Raw genomic sequence first — 25182 nt, 5'->3', positions numbered from 1 at the left:
ACGCTATTACGCTTGATATTTTCGTTGCCAGAAGCGGTACCAGTTTTTGTTGGTTGGGTAGTGGCGCGTAGGCGTTAGGTTGTTTACCAGCACAGCTATCAGCAACAAAATCAGTACGCCTGATAGCACGGGCACCAGCACATACCAATAGCCGAGCGCCTTCAGTTGTGCGGAGCCAATAACGGCAATGAGCGCGGTGGCCCCACCGGGCGGGTGCAACGTTTTGGTGATTTGCATCCCAACGATGGACAACGACACAGCTAATGCCCCCGCCAACCACTGCTCTCCTGGTATCAAGCGGTAGAGCGTCACGCCAATGATAGCGCTAAACACATGCCCCCCCAGCAGATTGCGCGGCTGCGCCAACGGGCTATTGATGACCCCGTAAATCAGCACTGACGAAGCGCCAAAGGAGCCAATGAGCAAAGGCACATCGGAAGCCGGGAGCAGGTAACGGTTCAATAAACCGATTATACTTATTCCCATGAAAGCACCCAGAAACGTCCAGAAGTGTTCTTTGTAATCGAATAAGGTTTCCTGGTAAACAATTACTTTAATGCGGCGGGCGTGCCTACGTAGTCTGGTTCGCATGTTTTGAAAGTCGCTTAAAGCATCCTGTAAGCGCGTAAGGAATGTTTAAATTGTAGAACGGCTGCCTAGGCTTGCTGAGAACCACTTACTTCAAACAGGTAGCTCAACGATGCGAGACAGCACTTCCTCTCGTCCGCGGGTTCTTAGGTTTAACCTGCACCACGCATGAGTATTTTGTGCGAGATTACGCTTGAACTTCGGGAAGAGTTGAATTCCGTTTTCTATTGGTGAAGCCCTTATGAGGTCCGGGACTTGTGCAAACTTATTTCGCCTCTACTAAGCAGCAAAAGGTATTGTGCTTGTTCGCAGCGAAAAATAGTTTTCAAAAGTGAACCCAGAAAGCTTACGCGGAGTAGTATAAAGTATTAAAGGAAGAAAATTAGAATTAACCAAGAAAATGTTGCAGTGGAGGCGTTGGAGTGTTGGTTTTCAAGACAAGTGTATTGCTGGACTCCTTGGCTTCGTAGCATCTACTTCTGTTAGATTATTTGTGCATCGTGCTTATGAATTCATTTTCCTCATTGATTCCCTTTGATGATGCCCTTCGCTTGGAAGCGTTACATCAATATCAACATTTGAGTACTCTCGGCGAGGAATTCTTTGATGATTTAGTATGCCTGACAGCCAAACTGTTTGGGGCTCCAATTGCCTTGGTATCCTTCGTGGAAAAAGACACCGTGCTGTTTGCTGGCAATGTGGGCTTACCCGGTGCTAAGCGCGTTGCCCGACACGAAAGCTTATGTTCGGTGGCTATTTTGCACGAAGAAACCACTGTTTTTGAAAGTCTCGCCGACGACCCGTGCGTACTGGTTGATCCAGGAGTAGGCCAGTCTCTCAACCTACAATTCTACGCCGGACACCCTTTACGTACTGCCGAAGGCCACGCCATTGGTAGTTTGTGCGTAATAGACCGCCGAGCCCGAGCCTTCTCGGCGTCGGAAACAAAATTGCTGACTTCGTTGGCGAAGGTAGTAATGCACTTGTTGGAGTTGCGCGCACGCATGGCACATGCCGCTGAGGCAGCACAAACCTTGTGGGAGGAAATTTACAGCCGCATTATCCCACCACTTGCTCGGCTGCAAACGCTAGCCGAGCTCAGTGGCCGACATGAAATTCCTGATACAACAGTGGTACGCTTCTACCACAAGGCCGTCCGGGAAGAAACAACGCTGATTGCTCGTATTCTCAACGAAGAAGTTCTGGCATCTCAGTCCCGGCTACGCTAATCGGGCTCGGGCTTATCAGCAGTTGTGGCATCAGGTTAAGGCGAGGAATGTAGGTGATATACATTCTCATCTACACTTAATATCTGGTAGTCTGGCGCCACTACAACCCCAAGCCCGGTAGTACAGGCTGCAACAACAGATTCTCAGGATCTAGTCTTCTCCAGCTGGCGCCTATCAAACTCGGCTGCCCACCATTCATTTAGTATTGATTGGTTGAAGCCATGCGCGCCGCTGCTAGCAACAACCCCACAGCAGCGGTTTCTCTATCTGGACCTAGTTGGAAGCTCAGCCTTTCATCCTTCGATGCGGGCGCCGATGCAGAAGTTCGTACTGCCATCCAATCAGCAAGGATAGATGCGTTTTATGAAAGCATTCGCGCCGGCAAGCTGATTTGCCGATACACCACTTCGCCCGGCCTCTACTACGCTGCAGGTAGTAGAGGCCGGGCGAGACTACAAATATGACCAGTTAAAGCAGCTATTAGCTGTAAGTAGCTCAGGCAGAAAAATTTCTTATCATCCAGCCTATTTATAAATTCAACCTCGCTTCTTGTACCCCTTGATTTTTCCTTGATTGAGCACTTCTTGCAACACCTTGGGTGGCAACGGCGTGTTGGCCCCCTCGAATTGATCGAGATAATAGTTGAGTGCCTCGTCGGTTAAGTCTTTGATTTTGACCCGATCATAAAATTGAGCCTGCTTGATGCGCAGATAGGTCTCGAATTTTATTTGCGAGTTGAATGGTACCTGCTCCGGCACCGACGACGGAACGGAATTGCTTGCTACCGGAGTTGCCGCTGGCTCCTTCCCTACCCTACCCGAGACTTGCTGCGGGCGGACGGGTGGAGTGCTTTCTTCAGCCACTACCGAGCGGGCCGGCGGCGTATCGCGGAGGGCCTCGGTAACGGGTACCGGAGGCGGCGTGCCAGCCGGATTCTCCGACAGGGTGGGCCGGGGTTTATCTTTGTAGCGGTCCAGCGCAGGCCGCGACGGGATTTTGGCGGAGTTACTTGGCATGGAGGTGTTGTAAGATTTCGTCGGTTAAAGCTTCGTAGTCTTCGGCACCCGTGGAATCCGGCGCGTAGTCGAAAAGGCCGGTGCCCGCCATTTGAGCGTTGGGAATAGCGGTGCTTTGGCGGATAGTAGTTTCAAAGACCGGTACCTCTTTACCATAATGGTCTTTGATCAAATCAACCACATCATGACGGAGGCGGGCCCGGTAAGCCGGGGAATACTTGGTGAAAAAGATACCGCCTATCTGCAGAGTTGGATTGATGCGCCGCCGCAAACGGGTGCACGTATTGATCAGGTTAGTCAAGCCCTCGAACCCATAGAACTCCGGATCGACAGGGATATAAAGCAGATTAGTAGCTGCCAACGCAATCCAAGTTAAGGTTCCGATACTGCCTTTAGTATCAATTAAGCAGTAGTCGTACTCCGGAGCTATCATTTCCAGGATGTCGGCCAAGCGAGTGGAATGCTCGGCATCCCAACCTGGAAGCTGCGCCTCATTGGCTTCCATTTCTGCACTAGCCGGCAGCAGATCTACATTCTCACCCACTGGCCTAACCACCGCGTGTACGTCATCGAGAGTGAACTCGCCTTTGCGCATAAGGAGCATGCCAACGTGTTCTGGTATGTCGGCCCCCTCGAACGAGATAGTAAGACTACGCTGCGGATCACAATCACAGAACAGCACCCGATAGCCGCGGCGGGCCAGCGCTAGGCCAACGTTGAGAGCAGAGGTAGTTTTCCCTACCCCTCCCTTATTATTTGAAAAGCAGAGAGTTTGCATAAATCAGTAAACAATGATGTGCAAACGCAAGTAAAGAATATTTACACACAAACGTTAAAACGATCGAGCATATTTATATACCTACGTTGATACGTAAATACGTTTTTACGTACATACTAATAGTCCTCTAACTGTATCTTCTTTCAACCTGAGCTAATCGTAGCATATTGGATAAAAGACTAAATCGAACTCGTTTTGCTATTTACATATATTCAATGCAACACAGTATTACGCACTTAGACAAGTTTACGTAGTTGCATATAAGTGTAAGAGCATAATAACGTAATTACGTATATATGTACTTATGTTTATACGTTATTATGTATTTACGTATAAACGTTAGAAAGAATAAAGAGCACAAACTTATGCGTTTACATATAAATGTATGTACGTTAGTATATACTAACGTTTATACGTATAAACGTTCGTGTTTTCAATTAAAGGTGTGAAGCCTGAAGGATTCCGATAGGGCATCGATTTCAAGCTGCTGCTTCCAACGAAATTGCTTGCGAGAAGCCATCAATGCCTGATCCAAGACGGTGAGAATACGCTTTTAGATTCAAGCTGCCTGCGTAGCGCTTCTGACAGCTTGAAAAGGCAACACTCTAAAGACTCTTAATCAGCCATTCCACTCCGTTGGCATCTTGCTCCTGGCGAAATCCCTGAGACAAGTAGACCAGAGTTAAATTCTCCTGAAACGTGGCCCCTTTGGCCATTTTTTGCTGGGCCATTAGCTCATAGGCTTCCCGAGCCTCGTCCAACCGATAACGAATAAGTTGTGGGGCAGCACTTTCGCTTGAACCGCCTGAACAGGGGCGAGGAGTGCGCTTTTGGCGCTGCAAGGCCTTACGATACTCATCGGCCAGATGGCCCTTGGTAAGGGCTGTAAACACAGCCCCGGCCAGGTTCTTGATTTTGCCCGCGCTGCTCTTGCTGCGTTGCTGCTGCACCACGTACTGCACGTAGCCAGGCTCCATCTCCCCGCGGTCGATAAGGTCGCCAATAGCCGCTATACTACTGGCCGATACTCCCACTTCAAGCAGGACTTTCTGCCACTCGGCGGTAGCAGGTAGGGAAGGTAAAAGAACTTCGCTGGTGACCGGCGTGAAATGAAATCGGATTTCTTCCACGGTGTTGCTCTTCCCACGAATCAACTCGTACTGGAAGGCCAGGTTGGTCTGGGAGAGTTCCTGCTGAGCCCGGTCTAATACCCGCAGCTTGAAAAGCGGAAATTGCTTGTACTGGCCTTCCAAGTCCAAGACTCGCTTCAGTTCCTCTACGCGGATGGTGCGCGTACCGAAGCTGCCGTATTGCTTTAAGAGCCAATAAATACGGTAGGAGTGGGCGCTTTTGAGCTTCAGCAACTGCATAAGCTGGGCCTGCGTGAAGTTGCCATCGTTGAGCTGCAATAAGTGCTCACGAACTCGGTCGTTGAACCGAACCACTAGGGCCCGCTCTTCGCTGCTGTAGTCGGCGTAAGCCATCAAGGGCGTGTTCGAGAAACTCGGGGCTTCCTCGGTCGCTTGGCCGGCACGTTTGGTTTTCTTCTTGCTCGGTCGCTCGACGTACAACACCCGCGAAGCGAGCAAGGCACACATGTCTTTTAACTGCTGATAGTCGTTACTGCTCGGCCGCCGTCCCGACAGCGCCACTACTTCCGTTACGGGAATTCGCAATTCGTGAAACTCAGTATCCTCCCGATTGATGCGTGCAAGCATTGCCATAAATAGCCGCATCTCCAGCGTTGTCAGTGCAAAACGCGCATTAACCAAATCATTACGCTGCACCACCAGCTTGCTGGTGGGCTCTGGCTTATCGCTAACGAAAAGTTCTCCTTGCATAACGAGTAGGAGGGAAGGGTGGAGAGTAGTACGGCAATAGTATTATAAAAAATAATCCGCTGATAGCTATTCGTGCTTTTGGTAATAGGGCATAGCAGATTACAGCGCCTGTTCAGTTGAAAGTATTCGTGCTTTTGGTAATAGCTATTCGTGCTTTTAGTAATAGGCCTTGAAAGCAATACATTGCGGCTTCTGAAGGATATTCTCACTTATACATCTGTATTACAGACACTTGCATACTTTCTCAATACCTTCTGATTTAGGTGAAAGGTGTAGCTGAGGAATGGTGCTTCAAGATAAAATGGCAAGATGAATTTTCTTTCAAGCATTTATCAAACGAACCCGATAGTTCCAACAGAGGATAGGGCTATTTTACTTGATAAAAGATTGCTGTTTCGTGCTTTTTGTAATGAATAAACAAGCCTTTTTTATTTCGTAAGCCACTAATAATCAGCATACAAATGCTCTACTATTATTGTAAAGCTTCCTGTTCCCGGCTCTTGCTATTACAAAAAGCACGAATTCATTTGGATGACCTTCGCTTATCAGGCCCTATTACAAAAAGCACGAACATTATGAAAGCGTTATTTAAGGGTGCAGCCTAGCAGCAAGCAAACGTTCGTGCTTTTTGTAATAGGACCTGACGTGTTGTTAATCTAGAAATGAATGCTCCACAAAGCGTAAGGCGAGTAATATACTTCTATCTCTTTAACATTTAATCCATTGTCTTTGTGGGCTTTATGAGATTTATTCAGCAGCGCAGTGGTTCCTGAGTGCTTGGATACATTGCTTACAAAAGCCTCTATCTATTACAAAAACCACGAGGCCAATACACACAACTTGACATTCAAACCCTAAGAGGGCGCTAAAGCCTGCTTACTAGCTCAGATCAAGCCTTGCTGCGTGGTTTCTGTAATAGATGGCCCTTCAAGCACAAGGCTGGAGCTACACCAAAGCTAGGATGTCGTGGATTTGGTAATAGGAATCAGCTTTTGAAGTGTATGTGGGAAACCCGATGAATCATGCGCAGTACCTCATTCGCTTTTAAAGCTTGAAAGGCTAGGAATAGGTGGTCGAATGCCTCGCTGTAATATGGCATCTATTACAAAAACCACGACGGCGCGCCGGGCCGCCCTTGCCCTTACCCGCTACTTGGCTTCGTCTTGGTGGTATTTCCTTCTTTTCAAAAACCCTTTCTTCAAAAGAAACGACCTGTTTAAACTAGTTGTTTCCTTTATTAATAACCTTTATAAGGTTTACGGGTGCTGTAACTCCTTGTATCATAGAGAGTTGAGAGGCCCATCTATTACAAAACCCACGAGCATCTATTACAAAAACCACGCAGCCCTATTACCAGAAGCACGAATCTGCTATTACAGAAACCACGACGAATTAAGACCCATCTATTACAGAAACCACGTTGCCCTATTACCAGAAGCACGAACACCTATTACAAAAGCACGAAAGCCCTTAATTGTGTGGATAATTATTACAAGGCAGTTGGCTTGTAATAGTTGCTGGTTGTAACCAACTTACTGCCAGTAGCCATCAGGTATACTACGCATGCAAACAAACTTGTTCGATCCTACGCCGCCGCCCGAACCACCCGTCAGCAAGATTGTGGTTCAGCACAACGCGCTGGTTAACGCCCGATTCGACCTTTCTACGGTTGAAATGCGCTTATTCATGGCGATGCTCTCACGCATTGGTCGGGACGACAGCGAGTTTCGGGAGATGCGTATTCCTTTGACGGAGGTGGTGGCCTTGTCGGGACGGCGGCCGAGTAGCAAGGATTACCAGCAGGTGGCGGGGATGTGCAATCAGTTAGTTAGCAGGATTCTGCACATCGAGCGGCCTAATCCGGTGCGGCGAGCCACCCGTCGAAATTCCGACCCTGACTTCGATAAAATTCCGCTTATGGCTTACGCCAAGTACCGCGGAGAGGAGGGAGCCCTGCACGTACGCTTCAATGACGAAGTGATGCCCTATCTGTTGCAGCTGCAGCGCAACTTCACGAAGGCGCAGGTGGTGCAACTGCTCAAGCTCAAGAGTCCCCATTCGTATCGGATTTACTGGCTGCTTAAGGAATACAGCGCTTTTGGCACGCGCACGGTTGCCGTCGAACAACTGAAAGCACTGTTGAACTTGGAAGGGCAGTACAAGCAGTTTCCTTTGTTTCGCTTGCGGGTGTTGGACCGAGCGCAATTCGAGTTAGCTAAAACCGATCTGCCCTTCGAGTATGACTTAATCCGGGAAGGAAAAGGTGTTTCGGAAATCAAGTTTCGGTTCACCTCGTTGGCCGCCGGAGAAGGCGAGACTTTGTTGGCTGCTAGTAGTGCTTGGGAAGACGCGCTATTGCAAGTTGGAGTGGCAACAGCCAGCATTGCGGCGGTAGGCGAACTAATTGAGCGAGGCGAAGTAGAGCCCGGCTACGTGCAATTTGTGGTGCAGCAGCAACGGGAGCGGCAGCGTGACGGCAAAGTCAAGAGCTTGGCCGGTTCAATTGTTGCCGCTATCACCAAACAGCATTTAAGCGCCGAATACAAAGAGGCGCAACGGCGTGCTAGCGCCCCAGCCAAGAAACAAGCTCCCACCCTCCAAGAATCAACGGAAGTTCGCTATCGGCTCGATGAGTTGCCTGCCATTTACCAAACCATGGTGCGTAAAAACCTGACGAAGGTTCCCAGCTTCGAAGAGCACTTTCAAACTGTTTATCTCGACCAGGGTTTTGCGGTGGAAATAGACACCCAGGGAACAAAGTGGGTGGTGAAAAAAGGGTAAGACAAGACACGTTCCTCGTCAGGTGTTGATGGGTTTGTTTTCGTTACCGCGTGAGGTAAGAAGCCGCTTACGCAGGTAAAAGTCAGGGGCGGGTTTTAAGCGTGTCTTGCTTATCAACAGCATTGATCACCTGCCGAGCCGTGAAATCTTTGGTGACATTTATGTAACCGGGTGGGGTAATAGAGCGTCCACCGCTGGTGACGAAGGTTGGCTTAAGGCGTAGCGTTAAGTGCAGGGCTTCCTGACTGCCGTTGGACAAGCCCATAACAAAGTTGGACAAGCTCTCGCCCGATTGGTTTGCCAATGCATCTCGCAGGTTGCTTTCCAGCGTAACCGGAGCCAAGGCCACGCCACCGTTGGGGCCAACTTCAATGCGCTGGGTGGTCCGCCCCGTGGCTATCTGCTTGCCATCAATTAGGGCAATATAGTCTAGGCCATTGAGGGCGGCCATTTCGTCGTTGGGGTTGCGGATTTCCAGGTTTACAAGCATGCGCAGCGGCACATTGCCGGCTGCGTAGGCCGCCGCCAGACGAGCTTGATCTAGCGTGCTTAAGTCACTAATTTTGCGGATCCGAAGCACGTTGATGCCCGCCACAGTGGCCTGTTCTATGGAAGCGAGACGAATATCAGCGTCCTTGAAGGCTTTGGCCTGTTGCGCCTGTTCGCTGATACCGCAAGAGCCCAACCCTAACAGGAATACCAAGCCCATGATGAACAACGACAAATAGTACTGCGGAGAGGAGGGAAGACGCGGCATAGGAAGAGGCTTGGGAGGGTGAAGTGAGGTGGTCGGGTAAAAGTGGACAGAATAGGGTCTTATCTTTCGAACGTCATGAAAGACAGCCCTCAACCTATTAAACGCCGGCGTTATGACGCCGCCTTTCGGGCCGAGGCCTTGCGGCTAGCCGGTGAAAGCCGCTCGACCCAAGCTGCCGCCCGGGCGTTGAACATTAATGTCAAGCTACTCTACAAGTGGCAAAAAGAGGCGCTTACCCCCGTAGCGGCCGCCCGTGGAGCGGAGTTGGACCCGGCAACAGCGGCTGAATTGCGCCAGTTGCGGGCCACCAATCGGCGGCAAGCGCAGGAACTGGAGATTTTAAAAAAAGCCATTGCCAGTTGCCTGCTGTAAGCGCAGGCTCTCCGTGACCGACAACCAATGAGCCGTTATCGCTTTATCGAAGCGCAGCGGAGTCAGTATCCTGTGCGCTTGCTTTGCCAGGTGGTGGCGGTGCCAGCCAGCGGTTATTATGCGTGGCAACAAACTCAAGAGCAAGCTGGTAGCGAGAAGGCGCCTGCTTGGGAAGAGGCGCTGGTCAAGGTCTTCGGCCGGCATAAGCGCCGCTACGGCACGCGCCGGCTGCAGGTCGCTTTGCGCCGCAAGGGCTACCACGTCGGGCGCCAGCGCCTGCGCGCGGCCATGCGTCGCCGAGGTCTGCACGCGCTGCAACCCAAGGCCTTTACCCCGCGCACCACCGACTCGACCCACGGACGGCGCTGCGCGCCCAACCGGCTGCTCCACCAGCCCAAGCCGACGCAGGCCAATCAGGTCTGGGTCAGCGATATTACGTATCTGCCGTTGGCCAACGGCGGCTGGGCCTATCTGTGCGCTTTTCAGGACGTGGCCAGCAAGCAGGTGCTGGGCTGGCAAGTGGGCGCTGCGATGCCCGAGGAACTGATTACCACGGCTTTGCAGCGCGCTTTTTGGGCGCAACCGCCTACTCCAGGCCTGCTCGTGCACTCCGACCGCGGTGGGCAGTATTGCGGCAACGCTTACCGGCAACTGCTACGCGACCACCAGGCCGTGCGCTCACAGAGCCGCCGCGGCGACTGCTATGATAATGCGCAGGCCGAAAGCCTATGGTCCCGCCTCAAAACCGAAGTGCTCGAAGTCCGCGAGCGGCCCGTTTTTGCCGACCTAGCCGACGCTCAACGCAGCGTCGCCGACTATTTTGATTACTATAATTACGAGCGCCTGCACTCCAGTATTGGTTACCAGACGCCGTATCACACTCATCAACAGCTTCTTCCACTTAGTACCCTAAACTGTCCAGCGTAATCAGACCACCTCAAAGTGGGTAGGATTTCTATGCCTACTCACCCGCCCGGAAATAGTTGTGCCACCTCTTTTCAAAGGCCTTGCTGTGCGCAGGCGAGCAGACTGGCCCTCGATACGCGAATTGTACCCACGCCTACTGCTTCAACTTCTGAGCGGGCACCTCAAGCCGGTGAACGTGAATACCACCAAAGTAAGCTTCGTCGGTGGTGAGTTCGAACAGCGTGGGGCCAGATTGTAGCAGGCAGCTGTAGCCGGTGTTGTTGGCGTAACCAGTAGGAGCGGCATTTAGGGCCGTAAACTCGGGCTGGTCGCGGCTGGGGCGTCCGTACTGCCCTAGGTACTTGCCGTCCTGCCGATACAGCCAATGTTGGTTGGAGAAAAAGCCGTTCTGGCCGTCGTAGCTACACACCACGTATTTTCCCACGGCGTGTACCGCTACCCCGGCGTGCCCACCGAAATCAGACCCCGAACCTTCCGCCGGATAGAATCCCGTTACCATTTGTTGGCTGTTGGTCATCAGCTTGTTGGGCAAGGCCAGCCAAGCCCACCGGGTTTGCCCGGGCTTGATGCCGCCCAATTGGAAAGCGCCCACTTTCATTTGGGGAGCTCGAAAGCTGATCCAGGTGCCATCAGCCGTTACCGGGCACTCATCCTGCTGGTTCCAGCCGCCGTAGCTAAGCGGTTTGTTGTTTTGCTTGGCTTGCTGCGCTATGAAATCCACTTTTTTCTGTACTGGCCCAAACACAGGGTTGTTGCGGCGGTCAAAGCCTGCAAAGGGCTGAAAGTAGCCACATTGCCGCTTGTTGCCAGCGCCGTCGTCGGTAATTTCCCACCAACGGATGCCTTCGGGATACAAGATCTTATTGCGACCGGTATTCGGGCCGTAATCGATGTGGATGCCGGTGCGCCGCGCCACGCCAGCAGGGGGGAGTTCCACAATTTCGGTTTGCCAGCCCTGTTTGTTGAAATCCGAGTCGTGGCACTGGGCAAAGGTGCGCTTCACGCCCTTGCTGGTATAGGTTACCACGTGCAGGAACGGGCTGAGCGTGCGGCTAAGCTGCGCGGTCCAGTTCTTTTTTAGGATCCAGGTGGGGTGAGCTAGCTGAGTTTGGTCGCCTCCCCGGATGGGGCGCGTCCAGTCCACTTCCAGCTCCATGTAGTCGGAGTGCACGCGTTTGATGTTGTTGGGGTCGACGGCGATTTTGTAGTGGCAGGGCAGCCAGCCGAACTGCCCCAGATACTTCCAGGTCGGGCTGAAGTGCATGACGCGGTAGTTGCCGGCATCAAGCAGCCAGATTGAACCGTCGGGAGCAACATCGAGGGAGCCGAGGGGCTTATCATAATCGCTGCCGCCTGGATTCTGGGTTCCTAGACTTTCACGGTTCACAAATAAAAAGCTCGACAGCGTAACATCAGGGCTTAGCTTGTTGCCGCCAGGTGTTTTCGGGAACACGCCCACAGGTTGGCCATTGGCTTGGAATTCTTTCACCTGCTGATGATTGCCCCCGTCTTGCACCAATAGTGTACCATTGGGCCGCATGGCGAGAGCTACTGGTTCTTGCAAGCCGGTGATAGTAGTTTGTAGTTCGAAGGCCGGAGTAGCGCGGGTACTGCGGTTAACGTAGCGCCTTACGGTACGCTCAGTTATCACCCAAAAGTCGCCGGACGGGGAGAAAACGCACTTTTCCGGCGCGGGCAGGCGCAGGGTCGAGAGCAGGGCACCACTGGTTTTGTGGTAGAACTGAACCGTGCTTTGGTTTTTGCGGCATACCGCCAGCAGGCTATTTCCTCGTTCTACGCGCATGCCGCTGATGTGCTGAGCACTCACAACGGCAGGGTCCCAGCCCCCAATTTTCTGCGTTAGGCTAATGGCCCCATCGTAGCCGGCGTCATTGTCGTGGGCCTTGTCGCCGGCAAAATTGGCTCGTACTCCTCGTGGGAAAGGCTGCAATTCCCGGTCTGAGCAGCGGCGGGCCACCACGTACACCGAGTTGTTCTTGTCCCAGCCGTTGTTGTTGCTGGCGATGTAGTACAGGGTACCATCGGTGTCGACATGGTCGACTACGGATAGCATGTTATTGGCCAGCGCCACCCGCGCGTTCCGGGTTTGATCGGTGAAAGTGCACACGTTTTCAGCTGTTTCGCCATAACCCACGCCCACAATGCCGCCCGCCGGGCCATACGCCACAGATCGAACAAACGAGAGACCCCGCCACGGGTTCACCGAGAAATTGTCGCTGGTAGTCCCAATGACGCCCGCCCATTGGTAGGGGCCCGGCGGGGGCGCGGGTGGACCCGAGAGCACAGCCGGTTGGTCAGGTTGGAAGCTCTTGGCCAGCAGGGCCTCTAGCTTCGAGCAAGCGCTTGTTGAAAGCAGGAGTTGGAAAAGCAAAAACAGCAGCTCCAACTGGATGGCAATTCTCCACCACGAGGAGGCGGTTTGTAAACGCTGCACGTAGGAAGGTAGAATAGGAGTGGGTTGCACAAGTGAAGAGCGTAGGGCAGGAGATGGAGTTTGATGATTGACAAGCAAGGCAAATTTAACTAAACGGATGCCCGCCGCTGGTGCAGGAAAACCGGCATCTGATAAGGTAAATAGCCTCACTGTTATTTCTTTAAAGCGGGCGGTGTTTATTGAATAAATTAGGTAGAACTAAGCTCTAGCTGCTGCTGGCAGATGCTTGCTCGCCCCAATGGGCCTATTTTACCAGCAACTAGTAAGTGCTTGCACAGTGGCTGCGCGACTCTTCGGCGCAAGTGTGGACCTATCTGCCGCTGGCCAGGCAAGATAAAAAGTTGCAAACTCTGCTGGCCGGCGTCATTCACCGCCAAACCAGCTGCGTATTGCTCGATCCCTACGCCAACGCTTTCTACGCCGACGCCAGTAAAGTCAGCGAGTGGAAAGACGACAGCACCGACATGAAGCCCGGCGTGCACGAGCGCAAGTGGGAAGTGGACTCACTCTGCTACTGCTTGTGCCTGGCCCACGGCTACTGGCAAACCACCGATGACCTAACGCCCTTCGATGCTGAGTGGCAACAGGCGGCCTGCCTCATGGTGGCCACCTTCAAAGAGTAGCGGCGCAAAACCGGCCGCGGCCCGTACCACTTCGGGCGCCGCACCGAGTGGCAAAGCGACACTCTGGCCGGCGGCTACGGCAACCCCGTCCGACCGGTGGCCTGATCTGCTCGATGTTCCGGCCCTCCGACGATGCCACGGTTTACGCCTACTTTACCCCGAGCAACCTATTTGCCGTAGCCAGCGCCGGTTAACCGCACTCTGGACAGCACTCAAGCTCGACGCCGCTTTTGCCACCGAATGCACCGCCCTGGCGCAGGAAGTAGAAGCCGCCATTCGTCAGTACGCCCAAACCGAGCACCTCACCCACGGCCGCCTCTACGCCTACGAAGTAGGCGGCTATGGCAATCAGCTGTTCATGGACGATGCCAACGTGCCTAGCTTGTTGTCCCTGCCTTACCTAGGCGCCGTGCCGGTGCAAGACCCGGTGTACCAGGCTCCCGCCACTTCGCCCTGAGTGCCGACAACCCCTGGTTTTGCCAAGGAAAAGCCGCCAACGGTATCGGAGGGCCGCACACCGGGGCTGGCACTATCTGGCCCATGGGTATTATTCTGCGGGCCCTTACCAGTACCGATGCCGCCGAAATTCAGCAGTGCCTCACGTGGCTGCGTACCACCCATGCTGGCACCGGTTTCATGCACGAAAGCTTCGACCAGGACGACCCAGCTAAGTTCTCGGGCAAGTGGTTTGCCTGGGCTAATACGCTGTTTGAGGAGTTGATTCTGAAAATCCACAACGAGCCCTCTCAGTTGCTAGTCGGCTAGTTGACTACCTTCCAAAATCTGTTGTCCAAGAGCTAATATTGTGGAGTTAACATGCTGGTTCCCTCTGGTCTAGCATGCCAACAGCGCGTTGGTTGGCTGCGAGACACTCGATTCTTGGTGGGGATAAGGATAGCGGTTGGACTCAACCCTTAAAAACGAATCGGACTCAGGGTCATACCCGGCGGGCCAATGCTCGTGTGGCAAATCACTCCACGACTCATGAGGATAGGGCGGAATAGGATCAGTAGGAATAAAATAAGCGGTTAAGCTTAACAGTAAGCTTTTAAAGAACTGCATAGGTGAGAAGTTGAGAGAGGCAGAAATTTATATAGCATAAAATTAATGAATAACTGTGTATAATACAGGTATCAAGTAATATTTATTAATTTTATTTCAACACAATACTTCTAGGCCAGATCCACATTGCTACTTTTTAGCTGCATAGTGCTGATGTAAATACCATAATCATGAAATCAGGTTAGAGCTACACCAAAAACCGCCTGCGCTAATGCAACAAGAGCCTCGTCGTACGACGAGGCTCTTGTTGCATTAGCGCAGGCGGTAAGTCAGTTAAAGTAGCTACTAAAGAGCCGCCTCGTTGATGCTCATAAAGGTGATGCCGCTTTTCTTCAGGGCTTTGCCGGACCGGAAAGTCACAGTTTTCTCTTTGCCCGGAATCAGGTCGAAGTAGTTATCCGAGAAGATGATGGCATCGTCACCGGCCGACACGCGCAGATTTTTGGCCAGTTGAGTGCTCTTGAGTTTGAGCACGTACTGGTCTTTCTCCTTGGTGAGCGTGTAGTTGATGGCAGCCTTGTTAAGCTTCAGGTTCTTGGGCAACTCGAAGTACAGGCAGTTTTGCGCCACTTCCTGGTTTTGACCAAGTAGGGTTACGTCCAGCATAACGCTGTTGCGGTCGGCGCCTTTCAGCAAATCTTTCACGGCTACCCGGTGCACGTTGGTGCTGGTGTTGGCTGGCACGTTCACGCTTACTTTGCTTTCGTTGAGCACCTTGCCGCTGAAGTCCAGCAACCGGATTTGCAGTTGGGCATCCATGGGTTTTAGCTGGTCGGATACCACAAACACCTGCACGGAATCATTGGTGACAATCGGGGAAACCAGCATGGCCTCGAAAGCGCGCTTCGACTCGTACTGCTGCGCTTTCCAGTAGCCGTTGTAGTCCATGCTCGACCACGAGGCCGCAGGCCAGCAGTCGTCGATTTGCCAGTACAATGAGCCCATGCAATAGGGCCTGGCCCGGCGGTGCGCCTCGATAGCGAGCTTGATGGCTTCGGCCTGAAGCACCTGGCCGGTGTACAGGAAATTAGGGAAGGCCTTCGGGACCTTGTACCAAGCCTCCATGTACTGCAGAATAGCGCCGTTGCCCACGTAGGAGCGCTGGTGCGACTTCATAATCTCGGAGTTGATGTCGTAGTCCTGCGGCGTGGCAAAACCCTTGATGGTTTGCATATCGGGGAACGACTGGAAGCCGTACTCGCTCATGAACGGCCCGATGTTCTTCAGGTAGAGTTCGATAGGCTTCTTGCCACCCCATACTTCCCAGTAGTGCACGTCGCCGGAGGTGCGGATGTCGCGGTTGGTGTGCGACCAGTTAGTGGGCTGCGGCGAGGTTGACCAGTAGAACTTCTCGTCGTCGTAGCCTTTTACCACGGCCGGCAGGATGCTGTGAAACACCTCCTTGTAGGTGTTGACGATGGTCATAGAGTCTTGCCGGTTGCGGAAGGCGTTCTTGGCCGTACCCCAATAGTTGGAGCCCATGTAGGCCGCTATTTCGTTGTTGCCGCACCACATGGCAATGGCCGGGTGGTTGCGCAGGCGCTTCACGTTTTCTACGGCTTCCTCGTAGATGTTCTGCTTGTGGTTTTCCAGTGGGGGAACCATGGCGCAGGCAAACATGAAGTCTTGCCAGATCATGATGCCTTTCTCGTCGCAGAGGTCGTAGAACAGGTCGTTTTCGTAGATGCCGCCGCCCCACACCCGCAGCATGTTCATGTTGCTGGTGACGGCCGTGTTGATGACGTGCTCGTAGCGGGCCTTGTTGACGCGGGGCAGGAAGTTGTCCTGCGGAATGTAGTTGGCGCCTTTCATGAACATCTTCACGCCGTTCACCAGAAAGTAGAACGAGTTGGCTTTCGGGCCCGTCTCCTGCACCACTTCCACCGTCCGCATACCGCGGCGAACCTGCTTGTCAGTCAGCGTTTTCGAGCCGTCTTTCAGTACTGCCCGGAACGTGTAAAGCTTTTGGGCGCCATAGCCGTTGGGCCACCACAGCTCGGGGTTGGGCAGCACGAAGCTGCATACCAAGTGGTTCACGCCTTTGTCGAGGAACACCGGCTTCGAATAAACCGGCGTGCTGGAACCGTCCACGGTTACTTCCAGCTGCTTGGAACCGGCCGTCAGGCTTTCCACTTCCAATTGGGCTTCCAGGTCGGCCTGCTCGGGGGTGAGTTTTCTTTGCTTGATGAACAGGTCCTGAATGTGTGCTCCGGTCATGGGCACTAGGTACACGGGGCGCCAGATGCCGGAAGTAACCAGGCGCGGGCCCCAGTCCCAGCCGTAGTGGTAGCCGGCCTTGCGGGTGAACACGCTCACTTTGTTTTCGCCGGGCCCGGCCTGGTCGTTGTCACTGGCGGGCACCTGGAATGGTAGGCTCTTGAACAGCTCTTCGCCCTTCACCATGGGCGCGTGGAAGTACACCCGCAAGGCGTTGTTGCCGGCTTTAAGCTGCGGCTTCACGTCCTTTTTCCACTGCCGAAACATGTTGTCGGCCACCAGCACCTTCACGTCGTTCACGTACACGTCGGCGTAGGTGTCGAGGCCTTCGAAAACCAGGTATAGCTTGTCGTTTTTGAGTTGGTTGGCATCAACGGCAAACGTGGTTCTGTATTCCCAATCGGTTTTGCCGATCCACTGCTGCTCTTTCTCGTTGACGCGGTAGAAGGGGTCTTGGATCTGCTTGGTGGCCAACAGGTCAGTGTGTACGGTGCCGGGCACGGTGGCCGCGCCCCATTTGCTGTCACCGGCCTTGTGGAATTCCCACTTACCGGGTAGTTGAATGGGCTGTTCGGCCATGGCGTTGGAGTAAAACAGCAGGCAGAGCAGCACCCACAAGTAGTTCTTTTTCAATGAATGCATCGGCATTTTGGGGCAAGTAGTTCGGGGGGATGAGAAAATGGGAGTGAGGTAGGTTATTTGGAAAAATGTTCTATCGAAACCGGTTTATCATGCCGAGCGAAGCACCGCTAACGCTTCGGCCTCACGTTTGAAAATCAGCTTAGCAGGGTAGGTGCGCTTAGCATGAAACCTTATTCAATAGGTTTTCAGGGAAGAAAAAAGTTTAGAATTTGACGGTGGTTGCCTGGCCGGCGTACACCACCGTCTTATCGGGTTTGCCGGCGGCCGCTACGTCCGACCCGTTGCCGGGCTTCACCAGCACCACGTTGAACGTGCGGCTGGCTTGCATGCCCGCAAACTTGCCGTTTCGGTCGGTGATGGTGAACTGCCGCAGCTTGTCGTTCCAGCGGAATTTAAAGGTGGAGAAGCTGCCTTTCTCGTAATTATAATTATCGTTTTCATCTTCGTAGAACGTGAATTCGCCATCAGCACCGGGGTAGATGCGCAGCTCCAGGGGCGCGGTAGTGGGCTGCGTGGCGTACTCCACGTTGGGGCCCATCGGGATGATAGCGCCTGCCCGCACGTACAGCGGCATGATGTCGATGGGCGCGGCGGCATCAATGGTTTGGCCGCCGTTCAGGGTTTCGCCAGTCCAGAAGTCATACCACTTGGTGTTGGCCGGCAAATACACCTTGCGGGTACTGACCTTGGCCGCCGCCTTCGAGCCCGTGTACAGTTGCTGCGTCACGGGGTTCACCAGAAATGCCGAGCCGAACATGTACTGGTCGGGGATGCTGTACACCTTGGGGTCTTTGCGGAAGTCGAAAGCCAGGGCCCGCATGAAGGTGTAGTTTTCGCGGGTCACGCGGCCGGCCAACGAGTAGATGTAGGGCAGCAAACGGTAGCGCAGCTGGTCGTATTTCAGCAGAATGGCTTTGGTGGGCGCGTCCCAATTGTCGGAAAACAAGGCCCGCTCGCCTTTGCCGTGAATGCGGAATATCGGGCTGAACGTGCCGAACTGAAACCAGCGCGTAAACAGCTCCCGGGCCTGCGGGTCTTTCCAGTTCGGAATACCCTCCGGCGCGGTGTTGGACTTGTAGCCCCCAATATCCGAGGTCCAGTACGGAATGCCCGACACGCAGGCGTTGAGGCCCTGCGGCACCTGGTTGCGCAACGATTGGAACGTACTCGTAATGTCCGACGACCACAGCGTGGTGGCGTTGCGCTGCTGGCCAGCGAAGGCCTGCCGCACCAGGAAATACGGGCGCTTGTCGCCCATATCGGCGCGCCAGCCTTTGTAGAGGCCCTTGGTGTGCTCGAGCGAGTAGCTGTTGAAATAGTCGATGCCTTTGCCGGTAGCAAACACCGCCTTGCGCCGCTCGTCGAGCAAGGCACCGTTGTCGGGCTCACACTGGTCCACCCACCAGGCGTCCCAGTTGCCTTTCTTCACCAGGCTGTCGCGGGCTTGCTGCCAGTACATGTCGCGGGCCTTGGGGCTGTGGGCGTCGTAGTACGTGTCGAAGGTTTTGGTAACGAAGTTGTCCCAGGTGATGCTGGTTAGGTTGCCGGCTTTCTGCATGGCCTCGAAGTTGGTGGTGTTCTTGCCGAACACCGGCCAGATCGAAATCATGGCGTGCAGGTTGGCCTGGTGCAGCTCCTCCACCATGGCCTTGGGGTTGGGGTAGCGCGTGGGGTTCATGATGTGCGAGCCAATGGGCAGCGGCTCCCAGTAAAACCAGTCCTGCACAATCACGTCCACCGGAATGTGGTTTCGGCGGTACCCATCCTTCACCGCCAGCACCTCCGCCTGCGTTTTGTACCGGTCCTGCGACTGAAACAGCCCAAACGCCCATTTCGGGTACATCGGGGCCTTGCCCGTGGCCGTCCGGTACAGGTCAATAATCCGGTCGAATTCGGGACCGTAGAAAAAGTAGTAATCCACCAGCTGCCCGCTCTCCGACACGTACTTAAACTCGGTTTTGTTGGCCTCGGACCCGTAAAAGTTGGACGCCGAGTAGTTGTCCCAGAGCAGGCCATACCCCTTGGTCGACAACAGCACCGGAATAGCCCCGGTCAGGTACTTGATGAGCATGTCCTGGTTGCGGCCCTTGTAGTTGATCGACAACGAATCTTCGGGGTGACAGCCTAGCCCAAACAAGCCCTCATCGGCGGGCGACTTGAACTGCGTTTCGCACTTGTAGGTCTGAATGCCCGCAATGGTGGCTGCTTTCATCTTCTTGTTGCTCGCTGCCTCCGCCGTAATAACGGTGCCGTTGAGGTTGGTGTACGTGAGGGCATTGGTGGCTTTATCAACCAGCACCTTCAGCTTGGCGGTGGTGATGGTGATGCGCCCGTTCTTGTCCTCCACCTTGAACGATGTCTTCTCGGTCCAGGGGTTGTTGACTACCAGGGAGGTTTTCTGTGGGAATGCGGCCAACACCGTGTATTGCACCTGCACCACGTCGGATTTGCACAGGCGCACGCTCATCAGCCCCTTGTCGAGCTTAAACGTGACCTTATCACCACTTTGGCTGTAGGAAACCACGGCAGCCTGACTTATGCGGGCGCCAGGCAAGCACAGGGCAATAAAAACCAGCCATCTGATAACACCCGAGCTAGGAGGTAGAAGTTTCGTAGGCATTTCAAGGGTGGGATTTGGTAGGAAGAGCGAGTAAGCTGCCGGGCGTGGCCGAACATAAAGCGAAAGACAAGTTTAAATCAAGCTCCAGCGTTTATATAAAGCTCGTGGCCGCTTTAGACAGCCTATGTGTTTCTAAGTGAGCTAGGTTGGAATGCTGGCCCGACTGCGCTGAAAGCGAACCGTATGCGAAGAGGCGCTCCATCCGGCATGAACTGAAATAGCAGTAAAGTATAAGACTCGCTAAATCGTTTTAGCGGATGCTGTGGCAATCTAAATAATTCTTGCGTAAATGCTGTTGAATATAACTTCAACCACATGAGCCAGACCAGCGAATAGTGGTTGGAAGCAGGCTGTCTGCTCGGGAATACGAAGCCCTGACAAACCCCTAGTGCTAAGCGCTACCAGTGCTCCCGAATGAAGTTTCGGTGGTAGCCGAACTGGTCTACCCAGTGGGGTTGGGCATAGAAATTTGTCCATACCAGCGTGGAGCAGTCTGCTGTGAGCGGCAGGTCCTGCGCATTTCGGTAAAGAAAGCCTCGCGCGGCATCCCACACCACGTAAGCGAAGTAAGAAATGCTGCTGCTGCCCCGCTGAAATACTTGCACGATGTCGGCCTCGTACAATTCCTGGCCTTGCTGATCGAACACGCCGCTGGCTAGCATCAGCCGGTACTTGCGCTTGGCGCGGTAGTCTTTCAAGTCCTGAGTTGTCACCTGATAGGGCTGTCCTTCATATTCGATGGTGTCGCCCACGGTCAGGTTGTAGCACATACACCCTCTGGTGTGGGGCGCGGTCCAGTGGCGAAATCGAAGGCTGGTTTTCATAGGCAAGCGAAGATTGGGCCGCCCAAGTTACAAGAAGATGTTGCACGATGAACGTCTTCCTCTGCGTTTGCCTCGTTCCCTTCTTTTGCCTGATGCGCAACAAGGACAGAGAGAACCAATTCCTGATTGCTAAGGCCAGAATTCAAGGTCGATGCCGCGGCTTTGCTATGTCGTGCACCAGGTGGGGGGAGCGACAAACGTGCCATCCATGTTTCCCGTTCAACCGGCTTGCACCCGGTCAACTCCGGTTCTGCTGATATGTTGCGGCTAGCTGCACGACCTGCGCAATACGGGCGCCTAATGCGGCCTGATCCTCACCGTCGATGAACAGCTTAGAGCCCATGCCCACCACGCTTACGCCAGCCTCAAACCAAGCACGCAAGCTTTCCTCGGTGGGTTCTACTCCTCCCGTCACCATAACCTTAACGTTGGGCATTGGGGCCAGCACGGCCCGCACGTAATCAGGCCCTACAATGCTGCCAGGGAATATCTTGACCAGTGCCGCCCCCAACCGCGTGGCGTGAAAAATTTCGTTGGGAGTAAGGGCGCTCGGAATCCAGGGCACGTCGTGGTGGCGGCAAACGGCGGCCACGTCGGCGGTGGTAATGGGTTGCACTATAAAGTCGGCTCCCGCTTCCAGGAAGACTTCTGCTTCCTTGGCGTTGTAGATAGTGCCGCTCCCAAGCAACAGATCAGGGTAGCGGGCACTTACGTATTCACGCAACTTCGTGAACACCGCAAAAGCATTGGTACCGCGGTTGGCAAACTCAAAGACCCGAATACCCGCCTGATAGCAAGTATCAACGATTTGCTGCGCGTAGGCGGCATCGTCGTGGTGGAAAACGGGTACCACCTGCTGGCGTAAAATGGCTTGAATAACGAGGCTGGAAGGGGAACGCTCGGACATAGAGACGGTGTATTGCAGAAAAGGAAAAGGACGTGCCCGCAGGGAGTAGGAAGCTTTACGGTCAACGCAGACTTTAAAGTAGCGTTTTCTTAACTTCTAAAGTTTCCTGTACTCTCCCGGCGACACGTCCTTTCACTTCTAGCCGCTAGCGCTCTGATGGACTGCAGCACGCCTTTAGTCTTACGCGGATACTCCTTATCTGTGGCGCACAAAACGAAGACTTACGCTAAGTGAAATCTTTCACGCAGGGATTCGCAGTGTCATTCAAGGAACCACTGCGAATCCCTGCGTGAAAGCAGCTCTGACGGCCAGAGCATACGTCTTAACTCAGCAGTTGAAAAGCGTTACTCTTTTTCGAGAGGATATCGAGGAAGGTGGTGATTTCCGCTCACACGGCCTTATTGCCGCAGATAGGGCCGCAGTAATTCATACGCCTGATTGGCCCGCGCTTGGTCGCCAATTTGCTGCGCCACCAGGTAGATTTGCTGGGCAGTGGCGAGGTGCTGACTTAGTTCGCGTTCGAAGATGTTATTGGGAAGCGAACTGTAGTAGATGATGCTGCGCCGGCTTCGGTCGAGCAGCAGATCCATCAGGCGGTTGGCCCGGCTTCGTTCCCCGCCTGCCACCAAGGCCGGCACCAGTTGAGGGGTGTAATAGTCGTACGGAATAGCCTGGTCGGGCATCACGGCCAAGCACTTATCGGCAAGGTTCTTGGCGGCGGTGGTGTCGCCGGTGGCGAGGTAGGCGTTGGCCAGGCGGGCGAACTTGTCGCGGTAGTTGGCCGGGAACATCAAGCTGTTCTCGTCGTGGAAAACCCTAGGGTCGTTTAAGCTGCGGTACGCGAATTGCTGCATCAGCCGGCGGTAGAGCAGGTCTTTCTCCACGTATCCCGCTTCCCCACGCGGGTCATACGCCGGATCCTTTAGCGGCAGAACGCGCCAGGCTAAGCCTTCCAGCTGAAAATAAGGTTCCAGGCCCAGGTGGTCTTCCTGCCGCGCAACGCTGGTGGCAAAGTACACGGGCCGTTTCCACTGATTGGTAGCCAGAACATCGAGCACGAACAGGCTGCGCTTCTCCATAGCACCCTTGCCCAGGTTGAACTCCATGCGGGATACGAGTTGGTGTTGGCGGTCGGCCGGAATGATTCCGAGTCGTTTGACGGCCGCCGTATCAACGGGCAAGTAGAATTTAGGGGAAGGAAACGAAAGCAGCGTGGGGCCCCCGTCGCCGTAGCTGACCTTGAGCAAGTCGCTGTTTTCACCTACCAACTGCATGAAGTCCTTTAAGTTGACCGCACGTACGTTGGGGTTTTCGGTGTAGGGCAGATAGTCGTTGGTGCCCTGCGCGTACCGGTCGGTCGGCAGCGAGATAGGCAGCGGCTGCGACTTATAGGCGCGGTTTCGCATCTGCTCCACGTACCAGTCGGTGTTCAGGTAGCTAAGCACGGCCACCCGCACGTCGGTGCGTATGCCTTCCACTTCCTGCGCGTACCAGAGCGGAAAGGTATCGTTGTCGCCGTTGGTGAACAGGATGGCGTTGGGCGCGCAGGAGTTCAGCAGGTTTTTGGCGGAATCGACCGAGCTAAACCGGTTGGACCGGTTGTGGTCGTCCCAGCCCTGCGCCAGCATAATGCCCGGTACCACCAAGCCCAGCAGCAGCGCCCCAGTGGCCCGAACGGCATCAGCCTTTATCACTCGCTGCAACCCCTCGGCCAGCGCCAATACCCCCAAGCCTATCCAGATGGCGAAGGCGTAGGTGGCGCCGGTGAAGGTGTAGTCCCGCTCCCGCGGCTCGACGGGCGGCTGGTTGAGGTACACGATAATGGCCAGACCCGTGAACAGAAACAGCAAACCCACCACCAGCGCGTTCTTTGAGTCGCGGCGCACCTGATACACCAAACCCAGCAAGCCTAGCAGCAGGGGCAGGGCCAGAAAGTTATTGTGGGCTTTGCTGGTAGTCACCCGGTCGGGCAGGTTTTCCTGGCTGGTAGTGGGCCAGAGCACGCCCGCGTGCTGCACGTCGCTTTCGCGGCCTACGTAGTTCCACAAGAAGTAGCGCCAGAACATGTGGCCCATCTGGTAGCGGAACAGAAAACTCAGATTCTGGCCCATCGTGGGCTTCACGCCTTCCTGAATGTCCACCCATTGCTGGTACGAGGCGGTGCGCTGCGCCACGGTGCTGCTGCCATCAGCGTAGATGCGGGGCAGCAGCATCTTGTCTTCGTCGCGGTACACCAGCTCCTGCCGCTGCTCGGCCACCACGTACTTATCGGTGCCGCGCACGTAGCGGGGGCCGACATCTTGCTGGGCAATAGGCTGCGCAAAAACGTGCGGACCGTATAGCAAGGGCCGGGAGCCGTACTGCTCGCGCTTGAGGTAGCTCACAAAATTGAGCACGTCGCGGGGCGCGTTCTGGTTGATGGTGGGCAGATACGAGCTGCGAATCGGTACAATGAGGTAAGACGAGTAGCCAATGAGGATGAACACCAAACACAGCATAGCCGTGTTCAAGAGCCGCGAACCGCGCCGGTACGACTGTCGAAATCCCAGATACACCAAGCCCAGTCCGAGCAGCACAAAAGCAATCAGCCCCGAGTTGAACGGCAAGCCCAAGGAATTGACCACGAACACCTCGAAGCCACTAGCCAGCGTCGGCAGCCCCGGAATGATACCCACCAGCACCACGCCCACCAACAGGCTGCTAACAAGCAAAGTCAGCACGCTGCCCCGCCACGTAGGCACCGCCTGGCGACGATGGTAGTAGAGCAGGCCCAGCGCCGGAATTGCCACCAAGTTGAGCAGGTGCACCCCAATGCTCAAACCAATAACATAGGCAATCAGTACCAGCCACTTGTCGCTGTCGGGCTCGTGGGCCCGGTTGCTCCACTTCAGCATCAGCCACACCACCGTGGCCGTGCACAAAGCCGACATGGCGTACACCTCGGCTTCTTCGGCATTAAACCAGAACGAATCGGAGAAGGCGAAAGCCAGCGCCCCTACCACGCCCGCCCCCAGAATATGCAGCGCCTGCCCGCGGGTAGGAGCGGGCCGAGCGTGCTCGGGATGGCTGGCACCAGCCAGCACCAGCTTGCTCGCCAGCAGCGTAATGCTCCAAAACAGAAACAAGACCGCAAACGCGCTACTCAAGGCCGAGAGCGTATTCACCAGCACAGCTACTTTGCTGGTATCGCCGAACGAGAGCAGCGACAACACCCGGCCGAGCAGCAGGAAGGTGGGGGCGCCGGGCGGATGCGGTACGAGCAGCTTATAGGCACAAGCAATGAACTCGCCGCAGTCCCAGAACGAGGCGGTGGGCTCTAGCGTGAGTAGGTACACCACGGCCGCCACCGCAAACACCACCCAGCCCACCAGATTATTCCAACGTGAATACAAACGCATACCAAACAGCAGAAAACCACGCCAAGCATGGGCAGCCGGATTGAGGCTGCGTTGGCAAAGGACCGCCAGCGGGATGTAAACGACTGTTATTTTGTGTTAATGATTGTTAATGGCTTGATCGGGTAGCAGTAGCCCCTTACTTTCG

At 54.4% G+C, this 25182-nt stretch carries 19 protein-coding genes; 8 read left to right on the top strand and 11 right to left on the bottom strand.

Annotation, left to right across the window (positions count from 1 at the left end):
* Nucleotides 1–6: 6 nt before the first annotated feature.
* Nucleotides 7–591, bottom strand: a complete 585-nt coding sequence (locus VF639_RS12125; RefSeq protein ID WP_331146168.1) for an HPP family protein — start codon at nt 589–591, stop codon at nt 7–9.
* Between the two features lie 503 nt (nt 592–1094).
* Here VF639_RS12125 and VF639_RS12120 point away from each other — a divergent pair.
* Entirely contained in the window at nt 1095–1817 is a 723-nt protein-coding gene (locus tag VF639_RS12120; RefSeq protein ID WP_331146167.1) for a GAF domain-containing protein, read from the top strand.
* Between the two features lie 536 nt (nt 1818–2353).
* On the opposite strand, the gene VF639_RS12115 is transcribed toward VF639_RS12120, so the two are convergent.
* The 3 genes from VF639_RS12115 to VF639_RS12105 all read right to left on the bottom strand — a co-directional run bounded on the left by VF639_RS12115 (nt 2354) and on the right by VF639_RS12105 (nt 5452).
* Entirely contained in the window at nt 2354–2833 is a 480-nt protein-coding gene (locus VF639_RS12115; RefSeq protein WP_331146166.1) for a hypothetical protein, read from the bottom strand.
* Nucleotides 2823–3611 (bottom strand): ParA family protein, encoded by a 789-nt coding sequence (locus VF639_RS12110; protein WP_331146165.1) that lies wholly within the window; start codon nt 3609–3611, stop codon nt 2823–2825. The genes VF639_RS12115 and VF639_RS12110 overlap by 11 nt, the downstream gene beginning before the upstream one ends.
* A gap of 605 nt (nt 3612–4216) precedes the next feature.
* The gene (locus VF639_RS12105) at nt 4217–5452 is read right to left on the bottom strand and encodes a replication initiation protein (protein WP_331146164.1); all 1236 of its coding nucleotides are present in this window, start codon (nt 5450–5452) and stop codon (nt 4217–4219) included.
* A gap of 1563 nt (nt 5453–7015) precedes the next feature.
* On the opposite strand from VF639_RS12105, the gene VF639_RS12100 reads away from it, so the two are divergent.
* Nucleotides 7016–8233, top strand: a complete 1218-nt coding sequence (locus VF639_RS12100) for a replication initiation protein (protein ID WP_331146163.1) — start codon at nt 7016–7018, stop codon at nt 8231–8233.
* An 82-nt stretch (nt 8234–8315) separates the two neighbouring features.
* Here the strand turns inward: VF639_RS12100 and VF639_RS12095 are convergent, their stop codons facing one another.
* A complete protein-coding gene (locus tag VF639_RS12095; protein ID WP_331146162.1) occupies nt 8316–8990 on the bottom strand; it encodes an LEA/WHy family protein in 675 nt (224 codons plus the stop codon).
* A gap of 75 nt (nt 8991–9065) precedes the next feature.
* Here VF639_RS12095 and VF639_RS12090 point away from each other — a divergent pair, with 75 nt between their 5' ends.
* Together VF639_RS12090 and VF639_RS12085 are read left to right on the top strand one after the other, a co-directional pair.
* Entirely contained in the window at nt 9066–9362 is a 297-nt protein-coding gene (locus VF639_RS12090; protein WP_331146161.1) for a transposase, read from the top strand.
* Nucleotides 9363–9389: 27 nt separating this feature from the next.
* Nucleotides 9390–10289, top strand: coding sequence for an IS3 family transposase (locus VF639_RS12085; protein ID WP_331146160.1), 900 nt, complete (start codon nt 9390–9392; stop codon nt 10287–10289).
* 133 nt (nt 10290–10422) lie between these two features.
* Here VF639_RS12085 and VF639_RS12080 read toward each other — a convergent pair whose 3' ends face one another.
* Complete coding sequence (locus VF639_RS12080; protein ID WP_331146159.1) at nt 10423–12774, bottom strand: NHL repeat-containing protein; 2352 nt, start codon at nt 12772–12774, stop codon at nt 10423–10425.
* A gap of 236 nt (nt 12775–13010) precedes the next feature.
* On the opposite strand from VF639_RS12080, the gene VF639_RS12075 reads away from it, so the two are divergent.
* The 4 genes from VF639_RS12075 (at nt 13011) to VF639_RS12060 (ending at nt 14132) form a co-directional block, all read left to right on the top strand.
* Complete coding sequence (locus VF639_RS12075) at nt 13011–13367, top strand: glycoside hydrolase family 125 protein (protein WP_331146158.1); 357 nt, start codon at nt 13011–13013, stop codon at nt 13365–13367.
* A 113-nt stretch (nt 13368–13480) separates the two neighbouring features.
* Nucleotides 13481–13561, top strand: a complete 81-nt coding sequence (locus VF639_RS12070) for a glycoside hydrolase family 125 protein (RefSeq protein ID WP_331146199.1) — start codon at nt 13481–13483, stop codon at nt 13559–13561.
* On the top strand, nt 13537–13824 hold the full coding sequence (locus VF639_RS12065; protein ID WP_331146198.1) for a glycoside hydrolase family 125 protein: 288 nt from the start codon (nt 13537–13539) through the stop codon (nt 13822–13824). The genes VF639_RS12070 and VF639_RS12065 overlap by 25 nt, the downstream gene beginning before the upstream one ends.
* Nucleotides 13821–14132 carry a glycoside hydrolase family 125 protein gene (locus tag VF639_RS12060; protein ID WP_331146197.1) on the top strand — a complete coding sequence of 104 codons (312 nt, stop codon included), beginning with the start codon at nt 13821–13823 and terminating at the stop codon, nt 14130–14132. The genes VF639_RS12065 and VF639_RS12060 overlap by 4 nt, the downstream gene beginning before the upstream one ends.
* A gap of 582 nt (nt 14133–14714) precedes the next feature.
* Here VF639_RS12060 and VF639_RS12055 read toward each other — a convergent pair.
* From VF639_RS12055 to VF639_RS12035, 5 genes are all read right to left on the bottom strand, one after another.
* The gene (locus tag VF639_RS12055) at nt 14715–17288 is read right to left on the bottom strand and encodes a beta-mannosidase (RefSeq protein WP_331146157.1); all 2574 of its coding nucleotides are present in this window, start codon (nt 17286–17288) and stop codon (nt 14715–14717) included.
* Nucleotides 17289–17490: 202 nt separating this feature from the next.
* Nucleotides 17491–19908 carry a glycoside hydrolase family 31 protein gene (locus VF639_RS12050; RefSeq protein WP_331146156.1) on the bottom strand — a complete coding sequence of 806 codons (2418 nt, stop codon included), beginning with the start codon at nt 19906–19908 and terminating at the stop codon, nt 17491–17493.
* 398 nt (nt 19909–20306) lie between these two features.
* The gene (locus tag VF639_RS12045; RefSeq protein ID WP_331146155.1) at nt 20307–20732 is read right to left on the bottom strand and encodes a YopX family protein; all 426 of its coding nucleotides are present in this window, start codon (nt 20730–20732) and stop codon (nt 20307–20309) included.
* Between the two features lie 238 nt (nt 20733–20970).
* The gene (locus VF639_RS12040) at nt 20971–21639 is read right to left on the bottom strand and encodes a beta/alpha barrel domain-containing protein (protein WP_331146154.1); all 669 of its coding nucleotides are present in this window, start codon (nt 21637–21639) and stop codon (nt 20971–20973) included.
* 398 nt (nt 21640–22037) lie between these two features.
* Nucleotides 22038–25037 carry a glycosyltransferase family 117 protein gene (locus VF639_RS12035; RefSeq protein ID WP_331146153.1) on the bottom strand — a complete coding sequence of 1000 codons (3000 nt, stop codon included), beginning with the start codon at nt 25035–25037 and terminating at the stop codon, nt 22038–22040.
* Nucleotides 25038–25182 lie beyond the last annotated feature (145 nt).

The sequence above is a fragment of the Hymenobacter sp. genome, assembly GCF_036387835.1.
Classification (GTDB): domain Bacteria; phylum Bacteroidota; class Bacteroidia; order Cytophagales; family Hymenobacteraceae; genus Hymenobacter.
Note: the sequence above shows the minus strand (reverse complement) of the source record. Positions and strands in the feature narration are given on the sequence as shown.

Bases quoted from the DNA above. Each gene is read 5' to 3' on its own strand.
- VF639_RS12115 (WP_331146166.1), bottom strand. From the start codon at position 2,833: ATGCCAAGTAACTCCGCCAAAATCCCGTCGCGGCCTGCGCTGGACCGC.
- VF639_RS12120 (WP_331146167.1), top strand. From the start codon at position 1,095: ATGAATTCATTTTCCTCATTGATTCCCTTTGATGATGCCCTTCGCTTG.
- VF639_RS12090 (WP_331146161.1), top strand. From the start codon at position 9,066: ATGAAAGACAGCCCTCAACCTATTAAACGCCGGCGTTATGACGCCGCC.
- VF639_RS12095 (WP_331146162.1), bottom strand. From the start codon at position 8,990: ATGCCGCGTCTTCCCTCCTCTCCGCAGTACTATTTGTCGTTGTTCATC.
- VF639_RS12035 (WP_331146153.1), bottom strand. From the start codon at position 25,037: ATGCGTTTGTATTCACGTTGGAATAATCTGGTGGGCTGGGTGGTGTTT.
- VF639_RS12100 (WP_331146163.1), top strand. From the start codon at position 7,016: ATGCAAACAAACTTGTTCGATCCTACGCCGCCGCCCGAACCACCCGTC.
- VF639_RS12110 (WP_331146165.1), bottom strand. From the start codon at position 3,611: ATGCAAACTCTCTGCTTTTCAAATAATAAGGGAGGGGTAGGGAAAACT.
- VF639_RS12125 (WP_331146168.1), bottom strand. From the start codon at position 591: ATGCGAACCAGACTACGTAGGCACGCCCGCCGCATTAAAGTAATTGTT.
- VF639_RS12050 (WP_331146156.1), bottom strand. From the start codon at position 19,908: ATGCCTACGAAACTTCTACCTCCTAGCTCGGGTGTTATCAGATGGCTG.
- VF639_RS12040 (WP_331146154.1), bottom strand. From the start codon at position 21,639: ATGTCCGAGCGTTCCCCTTCCAGCCTCGTTATTCAAGCCATTTTACGC.
- VF639_RS12045 (WP_331146155.1), bottom strand. From the start codon at position 20,732: ATGAAAACCAGCCTTCGATTTCGCCACTGGACCGCGCCCCACACCAGA.
- VF639_RS12070 (WP_331146199.1), top strand. From the start codon at position 13,481: ATGTTCCGGCCCTCCGACGATGCCACGGTTTACGCCTACTTTACCCCG.
- VF639_RS12055 (WP_331146157.1), bottom strand. From the start codon at position 17,288: ATGCATTCATTGAAAAAGAACTACTTGTGGGTGCTGCTCTGCCTGCTG.
- VF639_RS12085 (WP_331146160.1), top strand. From the start codon at position 9,390: ATGAGCCGTTATCGCTTTATCGAAGCGCAGCGGAGTCAGTATCCTGTG.
- VF639_RS12105 (WP_331146164.1), bottom strand. From the start codon at position 5,452: ATGCAAGGAGAACTTTTCGTTAGCGATAAGCCAGAGCCCACCAGCAAG.